The 20,229-nt window shown below is 40.2% G+C and carries 20 protein-coding genes; 14 read left to right on the top strand and 6 right to left on the bottom strand.

From position 1 onward, the window contains the following. Positions 1–171: 171 nt before the first annotated feature. Positions 172–2,328, bottom strand: coding sequence for a catalase/peroxidase HPI (katG, locus tag FJ709_RS08335; RefSeq protein ID WP_226415379.1), 2,157 nt, complete (start codon positions 2,326–2,328; stop codon positions 172–174). 384 nt (positions 2,329–2,712) lie between these two features. Here katG and FJ709_RS08330 point away from each other — a divergent pair, with 384 nt between their 5' ends. The 6 genes from FJ709_RS08330 to FJ709_RS08305 all read left to right on the top strand — a co-directional run bounded on the left by FJ709_RS08330 (position 2,713) and on the right by FJ709_RS08305 (position 8,711). Beyond that, positions 2,713–3,375, top strand: coding sequence for a response regulator transcription factor (locus tag FJ709_RS08330; protein ID WP_226415377.1), 663 nt, complete (start codon positions 2,713–2,715; stop codon positions 3,373–3,375). Next, complete coding sequence (locus FJ709_RS08325; protein ID WP_319002907.1) at positions 3,372–3,974, top strand: DUF938 domain-containing protein; 603 nt, start codon at positions 3,372–3,374, stop codon at positions 3,972–3,974. The genes FJ709_RS08330 and FJ709_RS08325 overlap by 4 nt, the downstream gene beginning before the upstream one ends. 95 nt (positions 3,975–4,069) lie before the next feature. After that, the gene (locus FJ709_RS08320; RefSeq protein ID WP_226415375.1) at positions 4,070–4,915 is read left to right on the top strand and encodes a D-hexose-6-phosphate mutarotase; all 846 of its coding nucleotides are present in this window, start codon (positions 4,070–4,072) and stop codon (positions 4,913–4,915) included. Positions 4,916–5,008: 93 nt separating this feature from the next. Then, the gene (locus FJ709_RS08315; RefSeq protein WP_226415373.1) at positions 5,009–8,176 is read left to right on the top strand and encodes a YdbH domain-containing protein; all 3,168 of its coding nucleotides are present in this window, start codon (positions 5,009–5,011) and stop codon (positions 8,174–8,176) included. Positions 8,177–8,219: 43 nt separating this feature from the next. Continuing rightward, on the top strand, positions 8,220–8,378 hold the full coding sequence (locus FJ709_RS08310; protein ID WP_226415897.1) for a YnbE family lipoprotein: 159 nt from the start codon (positions 8,220–8,222) through the stop codon (positions 8,376–8,378). Between the two features lie 12 nt (positions 8,379–8,390). Then, the gene (locus tag FJ709_RS08305; RefSeq protein ID WP_226415371.1) at positions 8,391–8,711 is read left to right on the top strand and encodes a YdbL family protein; all 321 of its coding nucleotides are present in this window, start codon (positions 8,391–8,393) and stop codon (positions 8,709–8,711) included. 126 nt (positions 8,712–8,837) lie between these two features. Here FJ709_RS08305 and FJ709_RS08300 read toward each other — a convergent pair whose 3' ends face one another. Next, positions 8,838–9,590 carry a Nif3-like dinuclear metal center hexameric protein gene (locus FJ709_RS08300; protein ID WP_319002919.1) on the bottom strand — a complete coding sequence of 251 codons (753 nt, stop codon included), beginning with the start codon at positions 9,588–9,590 and terminating at the stop codon, positions 8,838–8,840. A gap of 174 nt (positions 9,591–9,764) precedes the next feature. Here FJ709_RS08300 and FJ709_RS08295 point away from each other — a divergent pair, with 174 nt between their 5' ends. Both FJ709_RS08295 and FJ709_RS08290 read left to right on the top strand, forming a co-directional pair. Then, positions 9,765–9,947 carry a DUF4407 domain-containing protein gene (locus FJ709_RS08295; protein ID WP_226415367.1) on the top strand — a complete coding sequence of 61 codons (183 nt, stop codon included), beginning with the start codon at positions 9,765–9,767 and terminating at the stop codon, positions 9,945–9,947. Between the two features lie 121 nt (positions 9,948–10,068). Continuing rightward, positions 10,069–10,446: a hypothetical protein gene (locus tag FJ709_RS08290; RefSeq protein WP_226415365.1), complete on the top strand. Its 378-nt coding sequence runs from the start codon at positions 10,069–10,071 to the stop codon at positions 10,444–10,446. Positions 10,447–10,533: 87 nt separating this feature from the next. Here the strand turns inward: FJ709_RS08290 and FJ709_RS08285 are convergent, their stop codons facing one another. Further along, positions 10,534–11,022, bottom strand: coding sequence for an outer membrane lipoprotein (locus FJ709_RS08285; RefSeq protein ID WP_226415363.1), 489 nt, complete (start codon positions 11,020–11,022; stop codon positions 10,534–10,536). 54 nt (positions 11,023–11,076) lie between these two features. On the opposite strand from FJ709_RS08285, the gene aat reads away from it, so the two are divergent. The 3 genes from aat to infA all read left to right on the top strand — a co-directional run bounded on the left by aat (position 11,077) and on the right by infA (position 12,789). Beyond that, on the top strand, positions 11,077–11,784 hold the full coding sequence (gene aat, locus FJ709_RS08280; RefSeq protein ID WP_226415360.1) for a leucyl/phenylalanyl-tRNA--protein transferase: 708 nt from the start codon (positions 11,077–11,079) through the stop codon (positions 11,782–11,784). Further along, positions 11,774–12,493, top strand: a complete 720-nt coding sequence (locus FJ709_RS08275) for an arginyltransferase (RefSeq protein WP_226415357.1) — start codon at positions 11,774–11,776, stop codon at positions 12,491–12,493. The genes aat and FJ709_RS08275 overlap by 11 nt, the downstream gene beginning before the upstream one ends. Positions 12,494–12,570: 77 nt before the next feature. Then, entirely contained in the window at positions 12,571–12,789 is a 219-nt protein-coding gene (gene infA / locus FJ709_RS08270) for a translation initiation factor IF-1 (RefSeq protein ID WP_011496276.1), read from the top strand. 204 nt (positions 12,790–12,993) lie between these two features. On the opposite strand, the gene clpA is transcribed toward infA, so the two are convergent. Both clpA and clpS read right to left on the bottom strand, forming a co-directional pair. Beyond that, on the bottom strand, positions 12,994–15,252 hold the full coding sequence (gene clpA, locus FJ709_RS08265) for an ATP-dependent Clp protease ATP-binding subunit ClpA (RefSeq protein WP_226415354.1): 2,259 nt from the start codon (positions 15,250–15,252) through the stop codon (positions 12,994–12,996). A 59-nt stretch (positions 15,253–15,311) separates the two neighbouring features. Continuing rightward, positions 15,312–15,620 (bottom strand): ATP-dependent Clp protease adapter ClpS, encoded by a 309-nt coding sequence (gene clpS, locus FJ709_RS08260; RefSeq protein WP_226415351.1) that lies wholly within the window; start codon positions 15,618–15,620, stop codon positions 15,312–15,314. A 195-nt stretch (positions 15,621–15,815) separates the two neighbouring features. Here clpS and cspD point away from each other — a divergent pair, with 195 nt between their 5' ends. Beyond that, positions 15,816–16,022: a cold shock domain-containing protein CspD gene (gene cspD, locus FJ709_RS08255; RefSeq protein WP_226415349.1), complete on the top strand. Its 207-nt coding sequence runs from the start codon at positions 15,816–15,818 to the stop codon at positions 16,020–16,022. A gap of 126 nt (positions 16,023–16,148) precedes the next feature. Here cspD and FJ709_RS08250 read toward each other — a convergent pair whose 3' ends face one another. Continuing rightward, positions 16,149–18,374, bottom strand: coding sequence for an NADP-dependent isocitrate dehydrogenase (locus FJ709_RS08250; RefSeq protein WP_226415346.1), 2,226 nt, complete (start codon positions 18,372–18,374; stop codon positions 16,149–16,151). A 584-nt stretch (positions 18,375–18,958) separates the two neighbouring features. Between FJ709_RS08250 and FJ709_RS08245 the strand changes: the two genes are divergently transcribed. Together FJ709_RS08245 and FJ709_RS08240 are read left to right on the top strand one after the other, a co-directional pair. Then, complete coding sequence (locus tag FJ709_RS08245) at positions 18,959–19,669, top strand: rRNA large subunit pseudouridine synthase E (protein WP_226415344.1); 711 nt, start codon at positions 18,959–18,961, stop codon at positions 19,667–19,669. Positions 19,670–19,738: 69 nt separating this feature from the next. Beyond that, entirely contained in the window at positions 19,739–20,197 is a 459-nt protein-coding gene (locus tag FJ709_RS08240) for an NUDIX hydrolase (protein WP_226415341.1), read from the top strand. Positions 20,198–20,229 lie beyond the last annotated feature (32 nt).

The raw sequence follows: 20,229 nt of genomic DNA, 5'->3' as shown, positions 1-20,229 counted from the left end.
TTGATCTTGGTTCTGGTGAGCTTCAAGCTGATGATCAAGTGTGAGGTTAAATGATTCATTGACCGTAAACAGTATATAAAAAAACCACTGTGCCGCGCACCTTAATGCGCAACACAATGGTTTACATTCAAATATTGCCTTTAGATTTGCAATCTAAGCAGCTATTTATGTTTACGCTATATCAAAACGGTCTGCATTCATGACTTTAGACCACGCGGCGATAAAGTCGTCAACAAACTTTTGTTTGTTGTCATCTTGAGCATACACTTCTGCATAACCTCGAAGAATCGAGTTAGATCCGAATACCAGATCAACCCGTGTTGCAGTCCATTTGACTTTGCCGCTATCTCGCTCACATATTTGATACAGATTTTTGCCTGCCGGTTTCCAGGAATAATTCATATCAGTTAAATTGACAAAGAAGTCGTTAGTTAACGCGCCCTCTTGCTCAGTAAATACTCCGTGTTTGGTATTATCATGGTTAGTACCAAGTACCCGCATGCCGCCAACTAATACTGTCATTTCGTGGGCGTTTAGCCCCATCAATTGAGTACGGTCTAGCATTAACTCTTCCGCGCTCACGGCATAATCGTTTTTAAGCCAGTTACGATAAGCATCGTGAATGGGCTCTAGCACATCAAATGACTCAGTATCGGTCATTTCAGCTGTAGCATCACCCCGACCTGGCGTGAATGGTACTGATACATCACTACCTGCAAGCTTAGCCGCCTTTTCAATACCGACATTACCAGCCAAAACAATAACATCAGCCAAGCTTGCACCGCTTTGTTTTGCTATTGGCTGCAATACCGCTATCACTTTAGATAAGCGTGCAGGCTCATTACCCTGCCATTCATTTTGTGGTGCTAAACAAATGCGAGCACCATTAGCACCACCACGAAGATCAGATGACCTAAAGGTTCGCGCACTGTCCCATGCTGTGGCGACCATTTCGCTGATCGTTAAATTACTGGCGGCAATCTTGTCTTTAATCGCCTGAATATTGTAGTCAGTTTTACCTGCTGGTACAGGATCTTGCCAAATTAAGGTCTCTTCTGGCACATCAGGGCCAATGTAGCGAGCTTTAGGCCCTAAATCACGGTGGGTTAATTTAAACCAGGCTCTAGCAAACACATCAGAGAAATATGCAGGGTCTTTGGCAAATCGTTCGGTGATTTTACGATACTCAGGATCCATTTTCATGGCCATATCGGCATCTGTCATAATTGGATTACATTTAATCGATGCATCTTCAACGTCAGCAGGTTTGTGCTCGTCTTTTATGTCTACAGGTTCCCACTGCCAGGCGCCTGCGGGGCTTTTCTTAAGCTGCCAATCATAATTGAGTAGCATGTCAAAATAGCCATTATCCCATTGGGTTGGATGAGTTGTCCATGCACCTTCTATACCGCTGGTGACAGTATCACGGCCTATGCCGCGTTTGGTTTTATTTAACCAGCCAAAGCCTTGGTCTTCAATTTCAGCACCTTCAGGCTCAGCGCCTAATAACGAGGCATCGCCATTACCATGGGCTTTACCTACAGTATGACCGCCAGCAGTTAGTGCTACGGTTTCTTCATCATTCATTGCCATGCGGGCAAAGGTTTCACGCACATCTTTAGCTGTTTTAAGTGGATCAGGATTGCCGTCTACGCCCTCAGGGTTAACATAAATAAGCCCCATCATCACAGCAGCTAACGGATTGGCTAACTCACGGTCTCCTGAGTATCGGCTATTCGCGTTATCAGAAGGTGCTAACCACTCTTTTTCAGCGCCCCAGTAGATATCTTTCTCTGGATGCCAAACGTCTTGACGACCAAACGCAAAACCAAATGTTTTCAATCCCATAGATTCATAAGCTATTGTGCCTGCATAGGCAATTAAATCGGCCCAACTTAGCTTATTACCGTATTTTTTCTTGATCGGCCAAAGTAGACGGCGTGCTTTATCCAAGTTACCGTTATCTGGCCATGAATTTATTGGGGCAAAACGTTGATTTCCCGTACTGGCTCCGCCTCGACCATCGGCAATTCGGTATGTTCCTGCAGCGTGCCAAGTCATACGGATCATTAGTCCACCGTAATGGCCCCAATCCGCTGGCCACCATAATTGGCTGTCAGTCATGAGTAAGTGAAGATCTTTTTTAAGAGACTCAACATCGAGCTTTTTAACTTGGTCTTGATAATTGAAATCAAGTCCCATCGGATTGGTTTTGTTGTCGTGTTGATGAAGTATGTCTAGATTTAGCGCTTTAGGCCACCACTCCATATGTGACATATCACTCTGTGTCGCGCCACCGTGCATAACTGGGCATTTACCTGCTGACATTGTGTGTCTCCTATTAGTTACTTGAAAAGGCATTTAATTGTGCTGCGTCAGTAACATTGAAACTCTTCTTTTTAAATCACTTACTTTAACTCACGCACTAACTTAGCAGCTTTATACTTAATAACATGGGGTTAGGATCAAAAAAACCAACCTTTATCAAGTATTAAGCTTAGTTAATGCATTATGAATTTCAATATTTCTCCACTCAACCACCATTTATAGACCATTCAACCGATTAAGATAGCCAATTTAATTAGACCAAAGTCTACTTTTGTTGTAATTTTGCACTGTTGTAGGTTCATTTAGACACAAAGCAATGGAATACCAGATAACTTTTCTGTTACATTGATTTAATCTTCAAGCGCAACAACGAATATAAAAGCCATGAAGCTAGAAAATTTAAGTATCATTATTGCCGACGACCACCCCTTATTTCGTAATGCCTTGCGACAAGCTTTAAGCTTAGCTTTTAATAACACTCAATGGTTTGAAGCTGACAGCGCAGAAGCATTACAAAAATTGATGGACTCAACCGAAGTCCCTGTTGACCTTATTTTGTTAGATTTACAAATGCCGGGATCACATGGGTATTCGACGCTTATCCATTTGCGCAGTCATTACCCTAATATTCCTGTTGTGGTCATTTCCGCACATGAAGACATCAATACCATTAGCCGTGCCATACATTATGGTAGCAGTGGTTTTATCCCGAAATCGTCATCAATGGAAACCTTGGCAGAAGCCCTAAATGCCGTTTTATATGGCGATATTTGGTTGCCCGCTGGCACCCAAATTTTACCAGTAAGTGATGATCCGACAGACCAAATGGCCAGCCGTTTATCTGATTTAACCCCGCAGCAGTACAAAGTATTACAAATGTTTGCCGAAGGATTATTAAATAAGCAGATTGCCTATGACTTTGGTGTGTCAGAAGCGACCATTAAGGCCCATGCTACGGCTATTTTTCGTAAACTCGGGGTTCGTAATCGCACGCAAGCGGTTATAGCGTTGCAGCAACTGCTTATGGATAAGGTTAATTTATCTTGATTGAGTTAGCGCTTTTACCCTTTTCTCAAGCGTGTGAAAACAACAAACAACCCATTTTAGATATTATTGCGCCACGGTTAATTAAGCCACTTCATTTATTGGAAGTGGGAACTGGCACAGGTCAACATGCGGTATTTTTTGCCCGTCAATTACCACATATTTGTTGGCAAGCCAGCGACCAAGTCGTTAACTTAAATCATATCAATGCCCGTATTGCGCACGCTAATATCATTAATTTACCCGCAGCAATTGCCTTAGATGTTAGTCAGCAGTGGCCTAAGCAAATATTTGATGCTATTTATACTGCCAATACCTTGCACATTATGAGTAGCAAGCTAGTTGAAGCTTTTTTTGTCGGTGTCGGACAAGTAACTAAAGTAAATAGCCAAGTATTTATATACGGGCCATTTAACTATAACGGCCATTTCACCAGCGACAGTAATGCCAATTTTGAACAGTGGCTTAAACAAAATGATCCCTCAAGTGGAATACGAGATATTGAATGGATACTCGAATTAGCCAAAGCACAGCAATTAATCTTAATTGACGACTTTAGTATGCCTGCCAACAACCGTTTATTGCATTTTATCAAGCGATAATTTCCACAGTTGAATAACTTACTTTTTTGAATAAAAAACGTTAACTTACTACACAGCCTTAAAACACCACGAAGTTGAACACAAGGAAATGTATTATGGGTTCAGTGACCACCAAAAAACATCAAAATGGTCTTGATTATGTCGAGGTCAGTACCGATTTATGCCAAGCACGGATCTTTCTTCAAGGGGCACAAATTGACCAGTTCACCCCGACTGGCAAAGCACCATTATTATGGGTATCAGCAGCAGACGATTATCAAGTAGGTAATGGGATCCGCGGCGGTATACCCGTTTGTTGGCCATGGTTTGGTATGAGTGGCAATGGCGGATTTCCTCAACACGGTTTTGCCCGTACTCGGCTTTGGAGTCTTGACTCTATCAATATGCACGATGAAATAGTGGATTTGATATTTAGCCTAAAGCTCACAGAACAAGACCGCCAATATTGGCCACATGATACCGAAGTTAAAGTGCTATTTACTCTAAGTGATACTTTATCCGTCAGTATCGTTAATAAAAATAATGCTAACTATCCTGTCAGTTTAACCCAAGCACTCCATACCTATTTACCTATTAATGATATTCATCAACTGTCAGCCACAGGTTTTGACGGTTCCAAGTATATTGAATTTGGTGAAGGTCCTTATCAACAACCCAATGATAAAGTGAACTTTGATAAAGAAACAGATCGAGTGTACACGGATTTATCGCCAGTTCAGCACTTACACACGCCAACTGGGATTATCGAAGTTAGCCGAGAGAACAGCCAATCGGCAGTATTGTGGAATCCGTGGATAGAAAAGTCGACTCGCCTTTCTCGTTTTAAAGCAGATGACTACCTCACTATGGTATGTTTAGAAGCCGCCAATGTATTAGATGACAAGGTGACCTTATCTCCCGGCGAAACCCATACCCTAACAACTCATATTCGCTGGGTTTAAACGGTTAATTCTGCATTAATTCAACAATAGATAACATTACTTTTAAGCCAGAGTTTGATACGCTGGCTTTTTATTTAACTTCTTGAAGTGTTAATGATTAAAGGCATATTCACCGTTAAGCGAATATTACTACTTTTACTGCTGATGATTATCGGTGCAACTTGGTATGTCAGCCAAAATATTCACCCTATCAGTGTCAAGGTGCTCAACAAACTGTTATCACCCTATGATATTCAAGTACTGAACTTAGACACACAGTTAGTATCGATAAACCAACTGCGCATTCCTCGGCTTATCTTACAAATAGAAGACAGTTACATTTCCATACAAGGTTTTGAACTCACCCTAACAGATACCCTTGCCATAGCAAAAAAACAACAACTCGATCCCAGTGACATTGTTAAGTTGAGTAGTAAAAGCGTTTATGTTGATTTAGGCGCTAGCTTTTTTAACCGTCAAACTCAGCAACAAACCGAGTCCAGTGCAGCATGGCAATTAGTATTTAACCACATCCCCGACATTGATTTAGGTGAAACGATAATTCGCTTACCCGCTTTGCCCGCTGCCGGACCTGAATTAACCATGGCTAATGGTGTTGTGACTCATTTTCGCCACAGTTTAAAAATGGATACATTTACTCTTAACCCACAAGGCGCTTTATCTACCCTGTGGCGATTCGATGACAATGAATTATTTAACGTTAATGCGCAAATAATGCCCACACAATTACAGTTATCCACCAAATTGAATCTCAAACAAAGTCAGCTGGGATTAAATGCATTATCAGACTATCTAACGGCCGCTATTACCACGCTTAAAGCTAAGAGAAGTGAGCAGGAAAAATACAGTATGATTGTTGAAACCCAACAACAATTAGCCACTATTTTAGCTCCTCTTAATCAATATCAAATTGATATTGATGGTAATTGGCATGCCGATACCCAAATTAACTTAACCAATAATGAAATTTATTCGGTTAATCATTTCAGCGCACTCAAAGTTGAGTCACAAAAATTTGAACACTTAGCATTTAATGTACCTGATGACTTTAAAATAGAAGTGGATGTTAAACAACAACCTGTTCCTGCTGGTATAAACCAAAGTGTGCAAAATATTTTTGCAGCCAAAATCGATATAGCACCATTTGAACAACAGTTCAGTCTTAATAAGCCCCAACTGAATCAACTTCTGAGTAAATTATTTCCCCTTGATATCGCGTCTCAACTTAATGTGTTTATTGAAGGTCTAAAAGTTGACTCGCACGACGCCACTAGCCAGATTGGTTTATTGGTATCAGTGCCCAAACCAAGTTTATTGTGGTTACCTTTAGCGGCATTAGAAACAAATGAAGATTCAAATGAAGATTCAAATGATAATACTAGCACTGTAGTGCCAGTCAGTTTTTTCACACCTGAAATTATTGCCAGTGTCTCAGGCGGTATTATCGACAACACCTTTCGCCTAACTGATGTTCTGGTCAATGATTTAGGCGAAATCCATATCACCCCTTCTGTTGAATTAGACATCACTCAAGCAGTTGATATGGTAAAGCTATTTACGCCATTAACCGAGTCACCCTTAGCGCTAACATTACCCTTTAATGAATTCGCCTTATCAAAAGCACGCGTAACCTTAGAAGCAGAATTTGAACGTTTATTAAATAGGCATAATAACAGTGAACAACATACGCTAAATAAAGACTTTACTGATAAGCTCATTATTATGCCTTCAAGCCAAATTTTAATGTCTCAGTTATATGTGAATAAAAATAACTCAGCATTAGAATCGACCATCGCCCAAACGAGCTCAAAAAGCTTAACTAGCACAGAAATGAGTATTCAATTTCAACAACAAAGTACGCTTGAATGGACAGCAGGTTATACTCAGCTAACGTTAGCCCCATTGCAGCTTGAACTGCAAAAAGTTAACGCTGTAGCAGTCGATTCCATGGGTAAAAGGCAATCATTTTCTGCTAAGAGTGCTCAATTTGATTGGCTGCCATCAACTCATTTTACATGGCAAGTAAACACAACAAACAGCCTTATTGATCAATTCCTTGCGCAAAGCAGTCAATATCAAATTAGTAGTCAATTAGATCATATCAAACTCAGCCAGACACTCCCAAAACAGCGAAAACAGACGTTACTTAATTTAGATAATGTCAGTTTAAAACAGCAAACATCTGTAGATAAAGGCTTAATTCAAAGCCAAGAACAATGGCAATTTGATAATATCAATGCCACCAGCCAACACTTCTTTCAGCCTAAATCTCAATCGCTAGCAGGACAATGGCTGCTAGAAACCGATATTAGCCAAGCATTACCTACCATAGGTAAAAATCAGCCTATTGCACCAGGTTTAAACATCGCAGGTCGGGTTAAGGTAGCGAGCAGCTATTCAATGAGAGAGCAGGATGGAATCCAATATTTTGAAATGTTAATTCAACCTCAGCTGACCGATTTAAACCTTGATTATATCGACTATTATATTTCAGACTCTTGGATCAATACTCAATGCCAATTTAATTGGCAACAACACATTGAAGATTCAATATCAACAAGTCAGCTAACATGCCCTGAAACCAACATTAATATCGCAAAAGGCCGTGCAGGATTACTGTTTAGCAATTTGAATTTACAAGCTAATATTGAACTCAACATGGATCCTACTAAGCCACTGAATAATTGGTTACAAAAGCTAACAGGACTGAGTGAAACAGATATCAAAATGACCCTTAGAGGTGATGCTTTGGGGGGCCAATTTCTTGTGCCAGAGTTTGTATTCAAACTGCATGATAAATCCCATGGCTATTTACTGTTACAAGGCTTAAGCCTTGAACAATTGCTTGAGCAGCAACCGCAAGTGGGTGTGTATGCTGATGGCTTGTTTGATGGCGTTTTACCCGCCGAATTTATCAACGGTGAACTGACTATCTCAGATGGACATATAGCCGCACGACAACCTGGTGGCCTAATTAAAGTGGATAATAATGAAGCCATTGAACAATTAAAACAATCGCAGCCTTATCTGAACTTAGTCTTCGGTGCTTTAGAACATTTAAACTATCGTCAGTTATCGGGTAAATTTGCAATGCGCTCTAATGGCGATGCACAAATTAATGTTGCCATTAAAGGTAAAAGCCTGGATATTGCTCGGCCAATTCATCTTAACTACACCCATGAAGAAAATTTGATTCAATTGTACCGCAGCACCCAAATTGGTAATCAGCTACAATCGAATATAGAGAAGTCCGTTAAATAAGGAAGACACTGTGAAACTTGCCGCCCTGTTTGCTTCAACTTTGATGTTAATCAGCTTAGTTTCAGCCTGTACGCCCACGGTTAGAATTGAGCCATCAGATAAGCCTATTGTGATCAATTTAAACGTTAAAATTGAGCATGATATTAGAATAAAAGTGGATAAAGAACTCGATAATTTATTAGAAAACGAGCAGCTATTTTAATAGGAATTTAATATGAAATATACCTTACCCGCCCTATTAGTTAGCTTACTGCTCAGTTTCAATGCATCGGCGATGACGTTACAGGATGCTAAAAATAATGCACTTGTGGGTGAACAAATTAACGGTTACCTGGCGGTAATAACAAGCTCTGCCGAGGTTGAGGCATTAGTCACTGATATTAATGCTAAGCGTTTACAACATTATCAACGTATAGCTCAAAAGAATGGTCTCAGTACTGCCAGCGTAGCCAAACTCGCCGCAGAAAAAGCCATTGAAGCGGCTAATACAGGCCATATCTATCAGGATAAAAAAGGCATGTGGCAAACCAAGTAAAGACACAAATACTTTGCCATAACCACTGAGATAATTTTTAATTTAACTACCGAATCAAATTAACGGATCAAATTTTTCAATAAAAAAGCCCAGAAACTTCTGGGCTTTTGCTTGAAACATCCTCAATCAAACCGGATTAACCACATCGACAAAATGATGAGTTAAGCCAAACTTATCCGCTAAATGCTGACCTAAAGCCTGAATACCATAACGCTCAGTTGCGTGGTGGCCTGCTGCAAAATAATGAATATTTTGCTCCATTGCACTGTGGTAAGTTCGCTCTGACACCTCACCACTGATAAATGCATCTACACCCATCTTAACGGCATAATCAATATAGTCTTGCGCCCCACCAGTACACCAGGCAAGGGTATTAATAGGTTTACTGCTATCGCCAATATGTAGCGCTGGTCTTTTCAACACCTGACTTATGTGAGCATTGAACTCGCTGGCACTCATGGTTTGCATTAAATGACCATGCCATAATAAATCTTGCGGAACATCTTCATAAACAGTTGGATTTAAAATACCTAGTTGCTGTGCAAGTTGCACATTATTACCGACACCATGATGAGCATCTAGCGGAAGATGATAGCCAAATAAGTTAATGTTATTATCCATGAGTGCTTTAATGCGTTTGTATTTCATTCCAGTTAATACTTCAGGCTCATTTTTCCAAAAAAAGCCATGGTGAACCAAAATAGCATCGGCGTTCAAAGCAATGGCTTGTTCTATTAACGGTTGGCAGGCTGTCACCCCAGTCACAATTGTGCGAATAGCATTTTTGCCCTGTACTTGTAATCCGTTTGGCGCATAATCTTTAAATTTTGCGACATTCAAAAACTCATTTAAGTAAGTTGACAAAGAATGACGATCTATTTCGTTATGACTCATGGTAGTAATCCATTATTGATGCTGGGTTAATCATATTATTTTACAGTATCTGCTAATCAAGTGACACCCTGTAAAAAGCATGAAAAATGATTCATTTGAGTACCTTAATGCTTAAGACTAAGATGAATTAATATTTTTCAATGGTGTCAGGGACGGTATATGAAACATTTATCACGATTTTGGATATTAATGCTCTGCATTTTGGCTACGTTAGCCTGTTATGTAATGGGATTTTCATCTGGCATTGCCGCTTTTATAGGTTTAGGAATATTATTCGAGGTGTTATTTTGGGGACTTATCATTGTTAAAAGTCGTGGTTCAAACAGACAAAACAACACCTAAAGTACCAACAATAACAAATACTGTTTAACATAAAAAATACCCTAAATTGGACTTTTGTGTCATTTAACCTATAAAATTAGCTGAAACCAAAAAAGTAAGTTAGCTAAAAATAGGTTAAATTATGACAACATTATCAAAGGAAGACGTTATTAGTTCATTGCAGGCTGCATTAGAAAAACAGTCAGGTACTGCAGTTAACATCGAACAATCTGGAAGTTGGTATAAAATTGATGGCGGAAAATCAGTTCGTTTTAGTGAGCTAGAATCAATGCTAACAGCAATGGATAGTGGTTCACAAATCGTCACGAAGGCGGCAACAAAATCCGCAGCTAAAAAAGCCACCGTGACAAAAGCAAAACCAGCTGCCGCTAAAAAAACCTCTTCTACGACAGTTAAATCAGCCCAAGCGAGTGAAGGTTCAGGCTTAAGCCCAAAAGAGCTATGGCGTGCAAAACTTGAAAATGCCAAAGGTAAAAATACCTTACCGCGTGGTTTTTAAATTGATTTAAATTCCAACAATAAAGGCGCTTTATGCGCCTTTGTTATTTCTAAACGTGATATGTTTAAATAGATTACATTGCTAAAGTTACATCGCCACATCAACTCGAACATAACCCTGTAAGTAAACCACTCTGACTTCATCTCCGGCTTTAAACACCATTCCAGGATCTAAGTCTTGAATGATCATCACTTGAGTACCGTCTTCTTGTTTAATCATCATTTCAACTAACTTGTACTCAAGATAATATTCTTGACTACCATATTGGTTCGCAATTCCACCACCTAATAGTGCCCCAAGTACTGTGGCAACATCTTGTCCGGATCCACCACCAAATTGATGACCAATAACCCCGCCAATAAGCGCACCACCAAAAGTTCGCCACCCTTGGTTTTTATCGGCGACCAGTTGTTTCTCGGTAATATTTTTAACCGATTCGATATAACCATAGAGTACTTTTTCTACGGGTACAGCTTGGTTTCTGTCGTAAGCTGCCAATACTGGCGAATTTACGCTGCCGAACAGAAATATTAACAGTAAAAAACTAGATAATTTACTCGCTGAGATGTTCAACATACGCTTTTTCCGTTAACTTAATAAGTAAGGTCTATATGCTAACTATAATCAATTGTGAAATCACTGTCTTATTTAAATGAGTTAATTAATTTTCCCCCTCCAGAACAGGCCTTAGCTGAACCTAACGGCTTATTAGCTGTAGGGGGTGATTTATCTCCAGCAAGATTATTGGAGGCGTATTATCATGGTATTTTCCCCTGGTTTAACGTAAATGATCCAATATTATGGTGGTCACCTAATCCAAGAGCAGTATTTACTCCTAAAATGAATTTTGGCAGTAAAAGTTTAAAAAAATATCTTAAAAAAGTACCTTGGCGATACACCATCAATCATGCTTTTTTGGATGTGATGGCTGGATGCGCGCAGCCTCGAGCCGATCAAAATGGCACCTGGATCACCCCAGAAATCCAAATGGCTTATTACGAGTTACACTTGCAAGGGTTCGCCCATTCGTTTGAAGTATGGGAGGAAGATCGGCTAATTGGTGGCCTATATGGTATCCCAATAGGTAAGGTGTTTTGCGGTGAATCGATGTTTCATCGGCAAACCAATGCATCAAAAGCAGCATTTACCATGTTAAATCAACATTTGGCAAAGCATGATTTTGCGCTTATTGACGCTCAATTAGTTAACCCACACTTGATTAATTTAGGCGCAGAGGCAGTTAATAGAACGTCATTTTTGACGACTTTAAGACAAAATAGAGAACAAGATGTTTCACCTAACATATGGCTCAAGCAAGAGGTAAAATTTGAATTCTAAATCTGTCACAGTAGGAATTAGTAAACCTTTTGATTGCAGCTATATCGTTGGTAATCAAGAGCAACTACTGGTTATTCAAGAGTCTCATCTTGATGGGCAATTGTTTGAACAATTACTCGCAATGGGCTTTAGACGTAATGGGAATGCGATTTATAAACCGCGTTGTCCTGCCTGCCAGGCATGTCAGTCTATCCGTGTACCCGTGCAAACATTTATGTTGTCAAAACGTCAAAAACGCACCTTGAAAACAAATCAACACCTGCATTGGAAAGTGGTTGAAAGCAGCACTCCTGCTCATTATGCATTGTATGACCGCTACATAAGTGCACGTCATCACGACGGGCCGATGTACCCACCTTCACAGGCTCAATTTGATGATTTTTTATTGTGTGATTGGCTACCATCAACCTTTATAGAACTCTACGATCAAGATAAATTGATTGGCGTTGCTGTCACAGATAATCTTGCCCACAGCTTATCGGCAATTTACAGTTATTTTGATCCAGACTATGAAAAAAATTCATTAGGTTCTTTGATGATTTTAATCCAGTGCCAGCTGGCAAAATCCCTAGGTAAACACTTCATCTATTTGGGTTATCAAATCGATGAAAATCGTAAAATGTCTTATAAGCGCCAATATCGCCCTTACCAAATATTAACTGCTGACGGTTGGCAAAATGAAGAGCAAGTTAAGCCGTTATCTTGTTAACGGCCTTTACAGCAAGGCGTTTTTGCGGCATGATACGCCCGATTTTCATATTTGAAGGCTAATGGGATAATTTATTAATGGCGAAAGAAGACAACATTGAAATGCAAGGGACTATCCTTGAGACCTTGCCCAACACAATGTTCCGCGTAGAGCTTGAAAATGGACATGTGGTGATAGCCCACATTTCTGGCAAAATGCGCAAAAACTACATCCGTATTTTAACGGGTGATAAAGTCACTGTTCAGTTGACTCCTTATGATTTATCTAAAGGACGTATCGTCTTCCGCGCACGTTAATGATTATAGTTTTCGTATGAAAAAAACCGACTCTTGTGTCGGTTTTTTTATAGTCACTTTTACGATAGTGTAGGGATAAAGCTGATTGGTATTCTGGTGCAATTTTTACTTAACAAAAACCAAATCAGCAAGCTCGTATCATTATAAAGCCATAAAAAAAGATGGCAGTTGCCATCTTTTTATAAAACTCATTATATCGACATATTAAGATACTTTTTCAAGTGTTTCACATTCAATATAGATCTCACCGTCTTTAACATCAACATGCGCAATGCCACCAGCTTCAAGCTTGCCAAATAGGATTTCATCCGCTAAAGGACGTTTAATCAATTCAGTGACCACACGGCTCATTGGACGAGCTCCCATGTCTCTATCGTAACCTTTCTCGGCAAGTAAAGTACGCGCTTCATCACTGACCTCTAACGTAACACGCTTATCATCTAGCTGAGCTTGAAGTTCGACTAAGAACTTGTCCACCACTTTTGCAATAACTGTTAAGTCTAAATGGTTAAACCACACAATCGAATCTAAACGGTTACGAAACTCCGGTGTAAACACTTTATTGATTTCAGCAAGCGCATCTTGGGTATGATCTTGCTGCTGAAAACCAATCGATTTACGAATGGTTTCTTGCACGCCCGCGTTGGTTGTCATCACTAATGTGACATTGCGAAAATCAGCTTTACGGCCATTGTTATCGGTTAAGGTACCGTGATCCATAACCTGTAGTAACAAGTTATATACTTCAGGATGCGCTTTTTCAATTTCGTCTAATAACACCACACAATGTGGGTTTTTAATCACGGCATCGGTCAATTGACCACCTTGATCATAACCGACATAGCCTGGAGGTGCGCCTATCAAGCGTGAGACCGCGTGACGTTCCATGTATTCAGACATGTCAAAGCGAATTAGCTTTAAGCTTAACGCAGCGGCTAATTGATTAGTCACTTCGGTTTTACCCACCCCGGTAGGACCAGCAAATAAGAAACTACCCACAGGCTTTTTATCACTGCCTAAACCGCTGCGTGAGAGGCGGATCGCCGCTGATAAGCTCTCAATTGCCTTATCTTGGCCGAAAACTACCATCTTGAGGTTGCGCTCAAGGTTTTTAAGCAAGTCCTTGTCAGACGACGATACAGACTTTTCAGGAATTCGCGCAAGTTTTGCGATAATAGCTTCAATTTCAGCTTGGCCGATTGTTTTTTTGCGTTTGCTTGGAGGCATCATAACCATCCGCGCACCCGCTTCATCAATCACGTCAATCGCTTTATCTGGCAAGTGACGATCATTGATGTGCTTTGCTGACAAAATAGCCGCGCTGCTGATCGCCGCATGGGTATAACGCACACCATGATATTCTTCGTATTTAGACTTTAATCCCATCAAAATTTTGGTGGTTTCAGCAACGGAAGGCTCATTAACGTCAATTTTTTGGAAACGACGCGCCAATGCACGGTCTTTCTCAAAAATACTTTGATATTCCTGGAACGTGGTTGAGCCCATGCAACGTAATTTGCCACTAGACAATAGTGGCTTCAGTAAATTAGAGGCATCCATGACGCCACCAGAGGCTGCACCAGCGCCAATAATGGTATGAATTTCATCGATAAATAAAATGGCATGTTCATCTGCGGCTAGCTCTTTGAGCAAGCTTTTAAAACGTTTCTCAAAATCACCACGGTATTTGGTACCCGCTAACAATGAGCCCATGTCTAATGAATACACAGTGGCATTTGCCATCACTTCAGGCACTTGCTTATTGACAATACGGTAGGCTAACCCTTCGGCAATAGCAGTTTTACCGACACCAGCCTCACCCACTAACAAGGGATTGTTTTTGCGGCGACGACATAAAGTTTGTACCGCACGTTCAACTTCTGCATCGCGGCCAATGAGTGGGTCAATAACCCCGTCTATTGATAACTGATTTAGGTTGGCCGCAAATTGCGACAACATGCTGCGATCTTCAGTTGAATCAGATTGATCTTCTGAATGTTCACTGCCGCCATCATCGGCTTTTTCTTCATCTTTTGAAAAACCGTGGGAAATGTAATTAACCACATCTAGGCGAGTAATTTCACAACGACGTAATAAATACACCGCCTGTGACTCTTGCTCACTAAAAATGGCAACCAAAACATTGGCTCCGGTGACTTCATTACGCCCAGATGATTGCACATGAAATACCGCTCGTTGCAAAACACGCTGAAAACCCAATGTTGGTTGGGTTTCTTTTTCATCTGCACTATCTGCAATAATTGGCGTGGTTTGTTGAATAAAATTATGCACTTCTTCACGGAGTTTATTAATGTCAGCCCCACAAGCAATCAACGCCTCATAAGCTGCGGGGTTGTCTAATAGCGCTAATAATAAATGTTCTACCGTCATGTACTCATGACGCGAATCTCTAGCTTGCTGAAACGCTAGGTTCAAGGTGACTTCTAAGTCTTTGTTCAGCATAAGCACCCCCTCAAATTAACCACAAACTGCAGAGTAAGATTATTATGTCTTAAGCTACACTATTCTTTCTCTAAACTACACAGTAACGGATGTTGGTTTTCTCTTGCAAACTGATTTACTTGTAACACTTTAGTTTCAGCAATGCCGAATGGAAAAACACCACAGAGCCCTTTTCCTTGGTGATGAATAGCTAACATGATATCAACTGCCTGCTGTTCATTCTTATCAAAGAAACGTTGTAACACTTCAACGACAAAATCCATTGGCGTGTAATCATCATTATTTAAGACTACCTTATAGAGATTGGGTCTTTGAATGTCTGATTCAACTTTTTCTTCAACTTTTTCAATGCTGCCTATTTTAGCCATGCTTTAATACTAGCCTCTCATTTCAATACCGACCACATGATAATAATAAATTAATTTAATGTTGTCTTTTTGTTAATTTCTGCTTGACTTCTTTTCGTACAAATTTCATTCTGTTTATCAGGCGGCGTTTAAAGACCGCTGAATAATAAGTTTTACTATCTTACTGGTAAGTAGACATAAGAAGGAAGTGGAAGTATGGCAAGCGGAACTGTTAAATGGTTCAACAACGCCAAAGGATTCGGGTTTATTTGCCCAGATCAGGGTGGCGAAGATGTATTTGCGCATTATTCAACTATAGAAATGGAAGGTTACCGAACGCTTAAAGCGGGGCAACCAGTTTCTTTTGAAATAGAAGCAGGCCCAAAAGGGATGCATGCTTCAGCCATTTCACCAACTAATTAGTTGGATGGAACTATAAAGCAAAAAGACAGGGATTTTAATCCCTGTCTTTTTTATTTATAGTAAATAAATTTAATAAAACAAAAACGCGCCCAATTAGGCGCGTTTTTTATAAGTTTAAATAAGGGCTTACGCCAAAATTAAACTATTTAATGTTTTACTTGGACGCATTGCTTGTTCTGCTTTAGCTGCGTCTAAACGGTAATATCCGCCTAAATCTACCGCAGGACCTTGAGCTTCATTAAGTTCAGCAACAATAACCGCCTCATTTGACAGTAAGTCTGCCGCTAATTGAGTAAACTTAGCCGCAAGTACTGTATTGGTCGTTTGCGCTGCAAGGGCTTGTGCCCAATACATTGCTAAATAGAAATGAGAACCGCGGTTGTCTAACTCGCCCACTCTACGTGAAGGAGACTTATTACAATCAAGGAACTGACCAATAGCAACATCTAACGCATCAGCAAGTACCTGTGCTTCTGCATTACCCGTTGTTTGACTTAGGTGCTCAAGTGAAGCTGCAAGTGCTAAGAACTCACCTAAAGAATCCCAACGTAAGTGGTTTTCTTTTTCAACTTGTTGCACGTGCTTAGGCGCTGAACCACCTGCACCGGTTTCGAATAAGCCACCACCGTTCATTAATGGCACGATAGATAGCATTTTTGCACTTGTGCCTAATTCAAGAATTGGGAACAAATCTGTTAAGTAGTCACGTAATACGTTACCGGTAACAGAAATAGTATCTTCACCTTTAATGATGCGATCTAATGTGAAACGTGTAGCATCAACTGGTGACATAATACGGATATCTAACCCAGCAGTGTCACTGTCAGCTAAATAGGTATTCACTTTTTTGATGATCTCAGCATCGTGAGCACGGTTGCTGTCTAGCCAAAATACCGCTGGTGTATTACTTAAACGTGAACGCTTAACAGCAAGTTTTACCCAGTCACGGATTGGGGCATCTTTCACTTGGCACATACGGTAAATATCGCCCGCTTCAACCGCGTGGCTCATTATTACCTCACCCGCTTGATTGATAACCTTAACGGTACCAGCAGCAGTGATTTCAAATGTTTTGTCGTGGCTACCGTATTCTTCTGCTTTTTGTGCCATCAAACCTACGTTAGGTACGCTACCCATTGTCGTTGGATTGAATGCCCCATTGGCTTTACAGAATGCGATAGTCTCTTGATAAACACCTGCATAACAACGATCTGGGATCATCGCTTTAGTGTCTTTCAATTGACCATCTGGGCCCCACATTTGACCAGAAGAGCGAATAGCAGCAGGCATAGAAGCATCAATAATGATGTCACTTGGCACATGTAGGTTGGTGATACCTTTATCAGAATCAACCATAGCTAATGCTGGACGTACTGCATAAACTGCTGCAATATCCGCTTCTACTTCGGCACGTTGTGCATCTGGTAAAGATTTAATTTTGGCATATACGTCGCCAAAACCATTGTTAACATCAACGCCTAACTCAGCAAATAAAGCACTGTGCTTATCAAATACCGCTTTAAAGAATACTTTAACGGCGTGACCAAATAAAATTGGGTCAGATACTTTCATCATTGTCGCTTTCAAATGAAGCGATAATAAAATATCTTCTGATTTAGCTGCTTCAATTTCATGGGTATAGAATTCAATTAACGCTTTCTTACTCATTACTGCAGTATCAATCACTTCGTCAGCTAATAATGCTAAACCTGATTTTAATACTTGCTCGCTGCCATCGGCTTTAGCTAATACGATACTCACTTTATCCGCAGCGGTTAATGTCACTGATAATTCGCTACCGTAAAAATCGCCTTCGTTCATATGAGCAACGTGTGACTTAGAATCACTCGCCCATTTACCCATTGAATGTGGGTTTTTCTTGGCGTAGTTTTTCACAGACGTTGGCGCACGACGATCAGAATTGCCTTCACGTAATACAGGGTTTACTGCACTACCTTTAATTTTGTCATAACGTGTCTGAATGTCTTTCTCAGCAGCCGTTTTAGGCTCATCCGGATAATTTGGGATGTCATACCCTTTAGCTTGAAGCTCTGCAATACAGGCTTTTAACTGTGGCACTGACGCGCTGACGTTAGGTAATTTAATGATGTTAGCTTCAGGTTGGTTAGCTAATTCACCTAACTCCGTTAATGCATCAGCAATTTTCTGATCTGCTGTTAAATTTTCAGGGAAGTTAGCAAGCACACGACCAGATAAGGAAATGTCACGTGTTTCAACTTTAACGCCTGCGGCATTAGTAAAGGTACGAATAATAGGTAACAGAGAAAGTGTCGCTAATGCTGGTGCTTCATCGGTTTCAGTATAAATAATCGTTGGAGAGTTATCTTTCATGGTTTTTCCTACATTATTGTAAATTAATAATTTATTAGAATATTTTGGTGCGGATATAAAGTCGATTTCACGCTTATGTCATCATGCAAGTATAATCTGTATACATTGATGAAATGAAGTTGAGCCAATACACCCTATTAGTGAGTACCCATTAAATGTGCATCGCTAACCTGTGTTTTTGTTCCAACGCTGGCGAAATCCCCTATCCCATTTTTTATTATTATTAGTACTTGCTGCATTGCTTTAGATAACAAGCAATGAAAAATCAGTTTCCTGCTTCTAGCAAACGTTGAGCTTTCATCGTCAAAAATCATATCGAAAAATCAATTGTCACTGGTACAGTAAACCCATTTTTTAAAAAAATTAGGTGCAGATCACAATTTTCAGGCCAACATCATAGAGCATTCTGAATAATATTCAAATTCCACTTATGGCGAATAAGCAGTAAACTTGTTGCTGTTCATTTTATTTTACTGTTTTAATGCTGATTAAACTTAAGTTAACCCTTGGTTTTCAATAGCCGACTTTACTTTGGGCTAAATTGAGACAATTGCATAAACACACAAAGGCTTTCAGTTCCCATTATGGCGCTTCCCGCAAATAAACAATCGACTAAAAAACCGTTTAACAGTAAAGCATCTAAATCTGCTTCAAATTTTTTTGCTGATAAAAAACAAACATATAAAAAACCATCTCCTACTTCACCTCACTCGGGTAAAGTAAAGCCAAGGCCGTCAAACCCAGTCATTGTGTTGTTTAATAAACCCTTTGATGTACTTTGCCAGTTTACCGACGAAGCGGGCAGGCAGACCTTAAAAGATTTTATCCCCATAGCCGATGTTTATGCCGCGGGACGCTTAGATAGAGACAGTGAAGGATTATTACTACTCACTAATGATGGCCAATTACAGGCAAAAATTACCCAGCCAAACCAGAAAACATTTAAAACCTATTGGGTACAAGTTGAAGGCGAGCCTACCCAAGATGCGATAACCGCGCTTCAATTAGGCGTTGAATTAAAAGACGGTAAGACCTTACCTGCCAAGGTACGTTTAATGCCAACACCTGATGTTTGGCCACGCACACCTCCAGTAAGAGAGCGCAAAGCTATCCAGACCAGCTGGTTAGAAATTCAAATATGCGAAGGAAAAAATCGCCAGGTAAGGCGTATGACGGCACATGTCGGTCACCCTACACTTAGATTAATCCGTTATAAAATAGGTCAATGGTGTTTGGATGATCTTCAAAGTGGTGAATTTTCGGTACTGCCAGCAAGCAGTAAAGAACGGCAATAAAGCGGCGTATAAACTAGGCTTATTGTTATTACAGTCGTGATCAATTTAAGAGAAATTTAAGAGAAATTTATGAGCCAGCGATATAAACCTAACACCACAGTGGCTACAGTCATTCATTGTAGTGGTAAGTTTTTATTGGTTGAAGAATGGATTGATGGACAAATACGTTATAACCAGCCTGCTGGACATCTAGAAGCTAACGAGACCATTATAGCCGCCTGCAAACGTGAAGTACTGGAAGAAACAGGCCTTAATATCACCCCATCTGGGTTAGTCGGCATTTATCAATTTACCGCCGCCAATGATGTCGCATTTGTTAGATTTAGTTTTTGCGTTGAGCTACCTGTGCAGGTCACTGCTATTCCACAAGACAGCGCAATTACTGCTACCCACTGGTTTACACGCGATGAAATAAATTCAAAATCGACGCAAATGCGCAGCCCATTGGTGCTTAAATCTATCGATGATTTTTTAGACCAACAAGGCCAACATTACCCGCTAGATGTGCTGAATGCAGACTACTTTTGAACGCGGTATACATGAAACACACAAAACCAGCT

Source organism: Shewanella glacialimarina, assembly GCF_020511155.1.
GTDB lineage: Bacteria > Pseudomonadota > Gammaproteobacteria > Enterobacterales > Shewanellaceae > Shewanella > Shewanella glacialimarina.
This window is presented reverse-complemented; position numbering and strand designations above follow the sequence as displayed.

What these genes read in the sequence shown, in the direction of transcription:
- katG (WP_226415379.1), bottom strand. Translation starts at nt 2,328, where the DNA reads ATGTCAGCAGGTAAATGCCCAGTTATGCACGGTGGCGCGACACAGAGT.
- FJ709_RS08330 (WP_226415377.1), top strand. Translation starts at nt 2,713, where the DNA reads ATGAAGCTAGAAAATTTAAGTATCATTATTGCCGACGACCACCCCTTA.
- FJ709_RS08320 (WP_226415375.1), top strand. Translation starts at nt 4,070, where the DNA reads ATGGGTTCAGTGACCACCAAAAAACATCAAAATGGTCTTGATTATGTC.
- FJ709_RS08315 (WP_226415373.1), top strand. Translation starts at nt 5,009, where the DNA reads ATGATTAAAGGCATATTCACCGTTAAGCGAATATTACTACTTTTACTG.
- FJ709_RS08310 (WP_226415897.1), top strand. Translation starts at nt 8,220, where the DNA reads ATGTTAATCAGCTTAGTTTCAGCCTGTACGCCCACGGTTAGAATTGAG.
- FJ709_RS08305 (WP_226415371.1), top strand. Translation starts at nt 8,391, where the DNA reads ATGAAATATACCTTACCCGCCCTATTAGTTAGCTTACTGCTCAGTTTC.
- FJ709_RS08295 (WP_226415367.1), top strand. Translation starts at nt 9,765, where the DNA reads ATGAAACATTTATCACGATTTTGGATATTAATGCTCTGCATTTTGGCT.
- FJ709_RS08290 (WP_226415365.1), top strand. Translation starts at nt 10,069, where the DNA reads ATGACAACATTATCAAAGGAAGACGTTATTAGTTCATTGCAGGCTGCA.
- FJ709_RS08285 (WP_226415363.1), bottom strand. Translation starts at nt 11,022, where the DNA reads ATGTTGAACATCTCAGCGAGTAAATTATCTAGTTTTTTACTGTTAATA.
- infA (WP_011496276.1), top strand. Translation starts at nt 12,571, where the DNA reads ATGGCGAAAGAAGACAACATTGAAATGCAAGGGACTATCCTTGAGACC.
- clpA (WP_226415354.1), bottom strand. Translation starts at nt 15,252, where the DNA reads ATGCTGAACAAAGACTTAGAAGTCACCTTGAACCTAGCGTTTCAGCAA.
- clpS (WP_226415351.1), bottom strand. Translation starts at nt 15,620, where the DNA reads ATGGCTAAAATAGGCAGCATTGAAAAAGTTGAAGAAAAAGTTGAATCA.
- cspD (WP_226415349.1), top strand. Translation starts at nt 15,816, where the DNA reads ATGGCAAGCGGAACTGTTAAATGGTTCAACAACGCCAAAGGATTCGGG.
- FJ709_RS08250 (WP_226415346.1), bottom strand. Translation starts at nt 18,374, where the DNA reads ATGAAAGATAACTCTCCAACGATTATTTATACTGAAACCGATGAAGCA.
- FJ709_RS08245 (WP_226415344.1), top strand. Translation starts at nt 18,959, where the DNA reads ATGGCGCTTCCCGCAAATAAACAATCGACTAAAAAACCGTTTAACAGT.
- FJ709_RS08240 (WP_226415341.1), top strand. Translation starts at nt 19,739, where the DNA reads ATGAGCCAGCGATATAAACCTAACACCACAGTGGCTACAGTCATTCAT.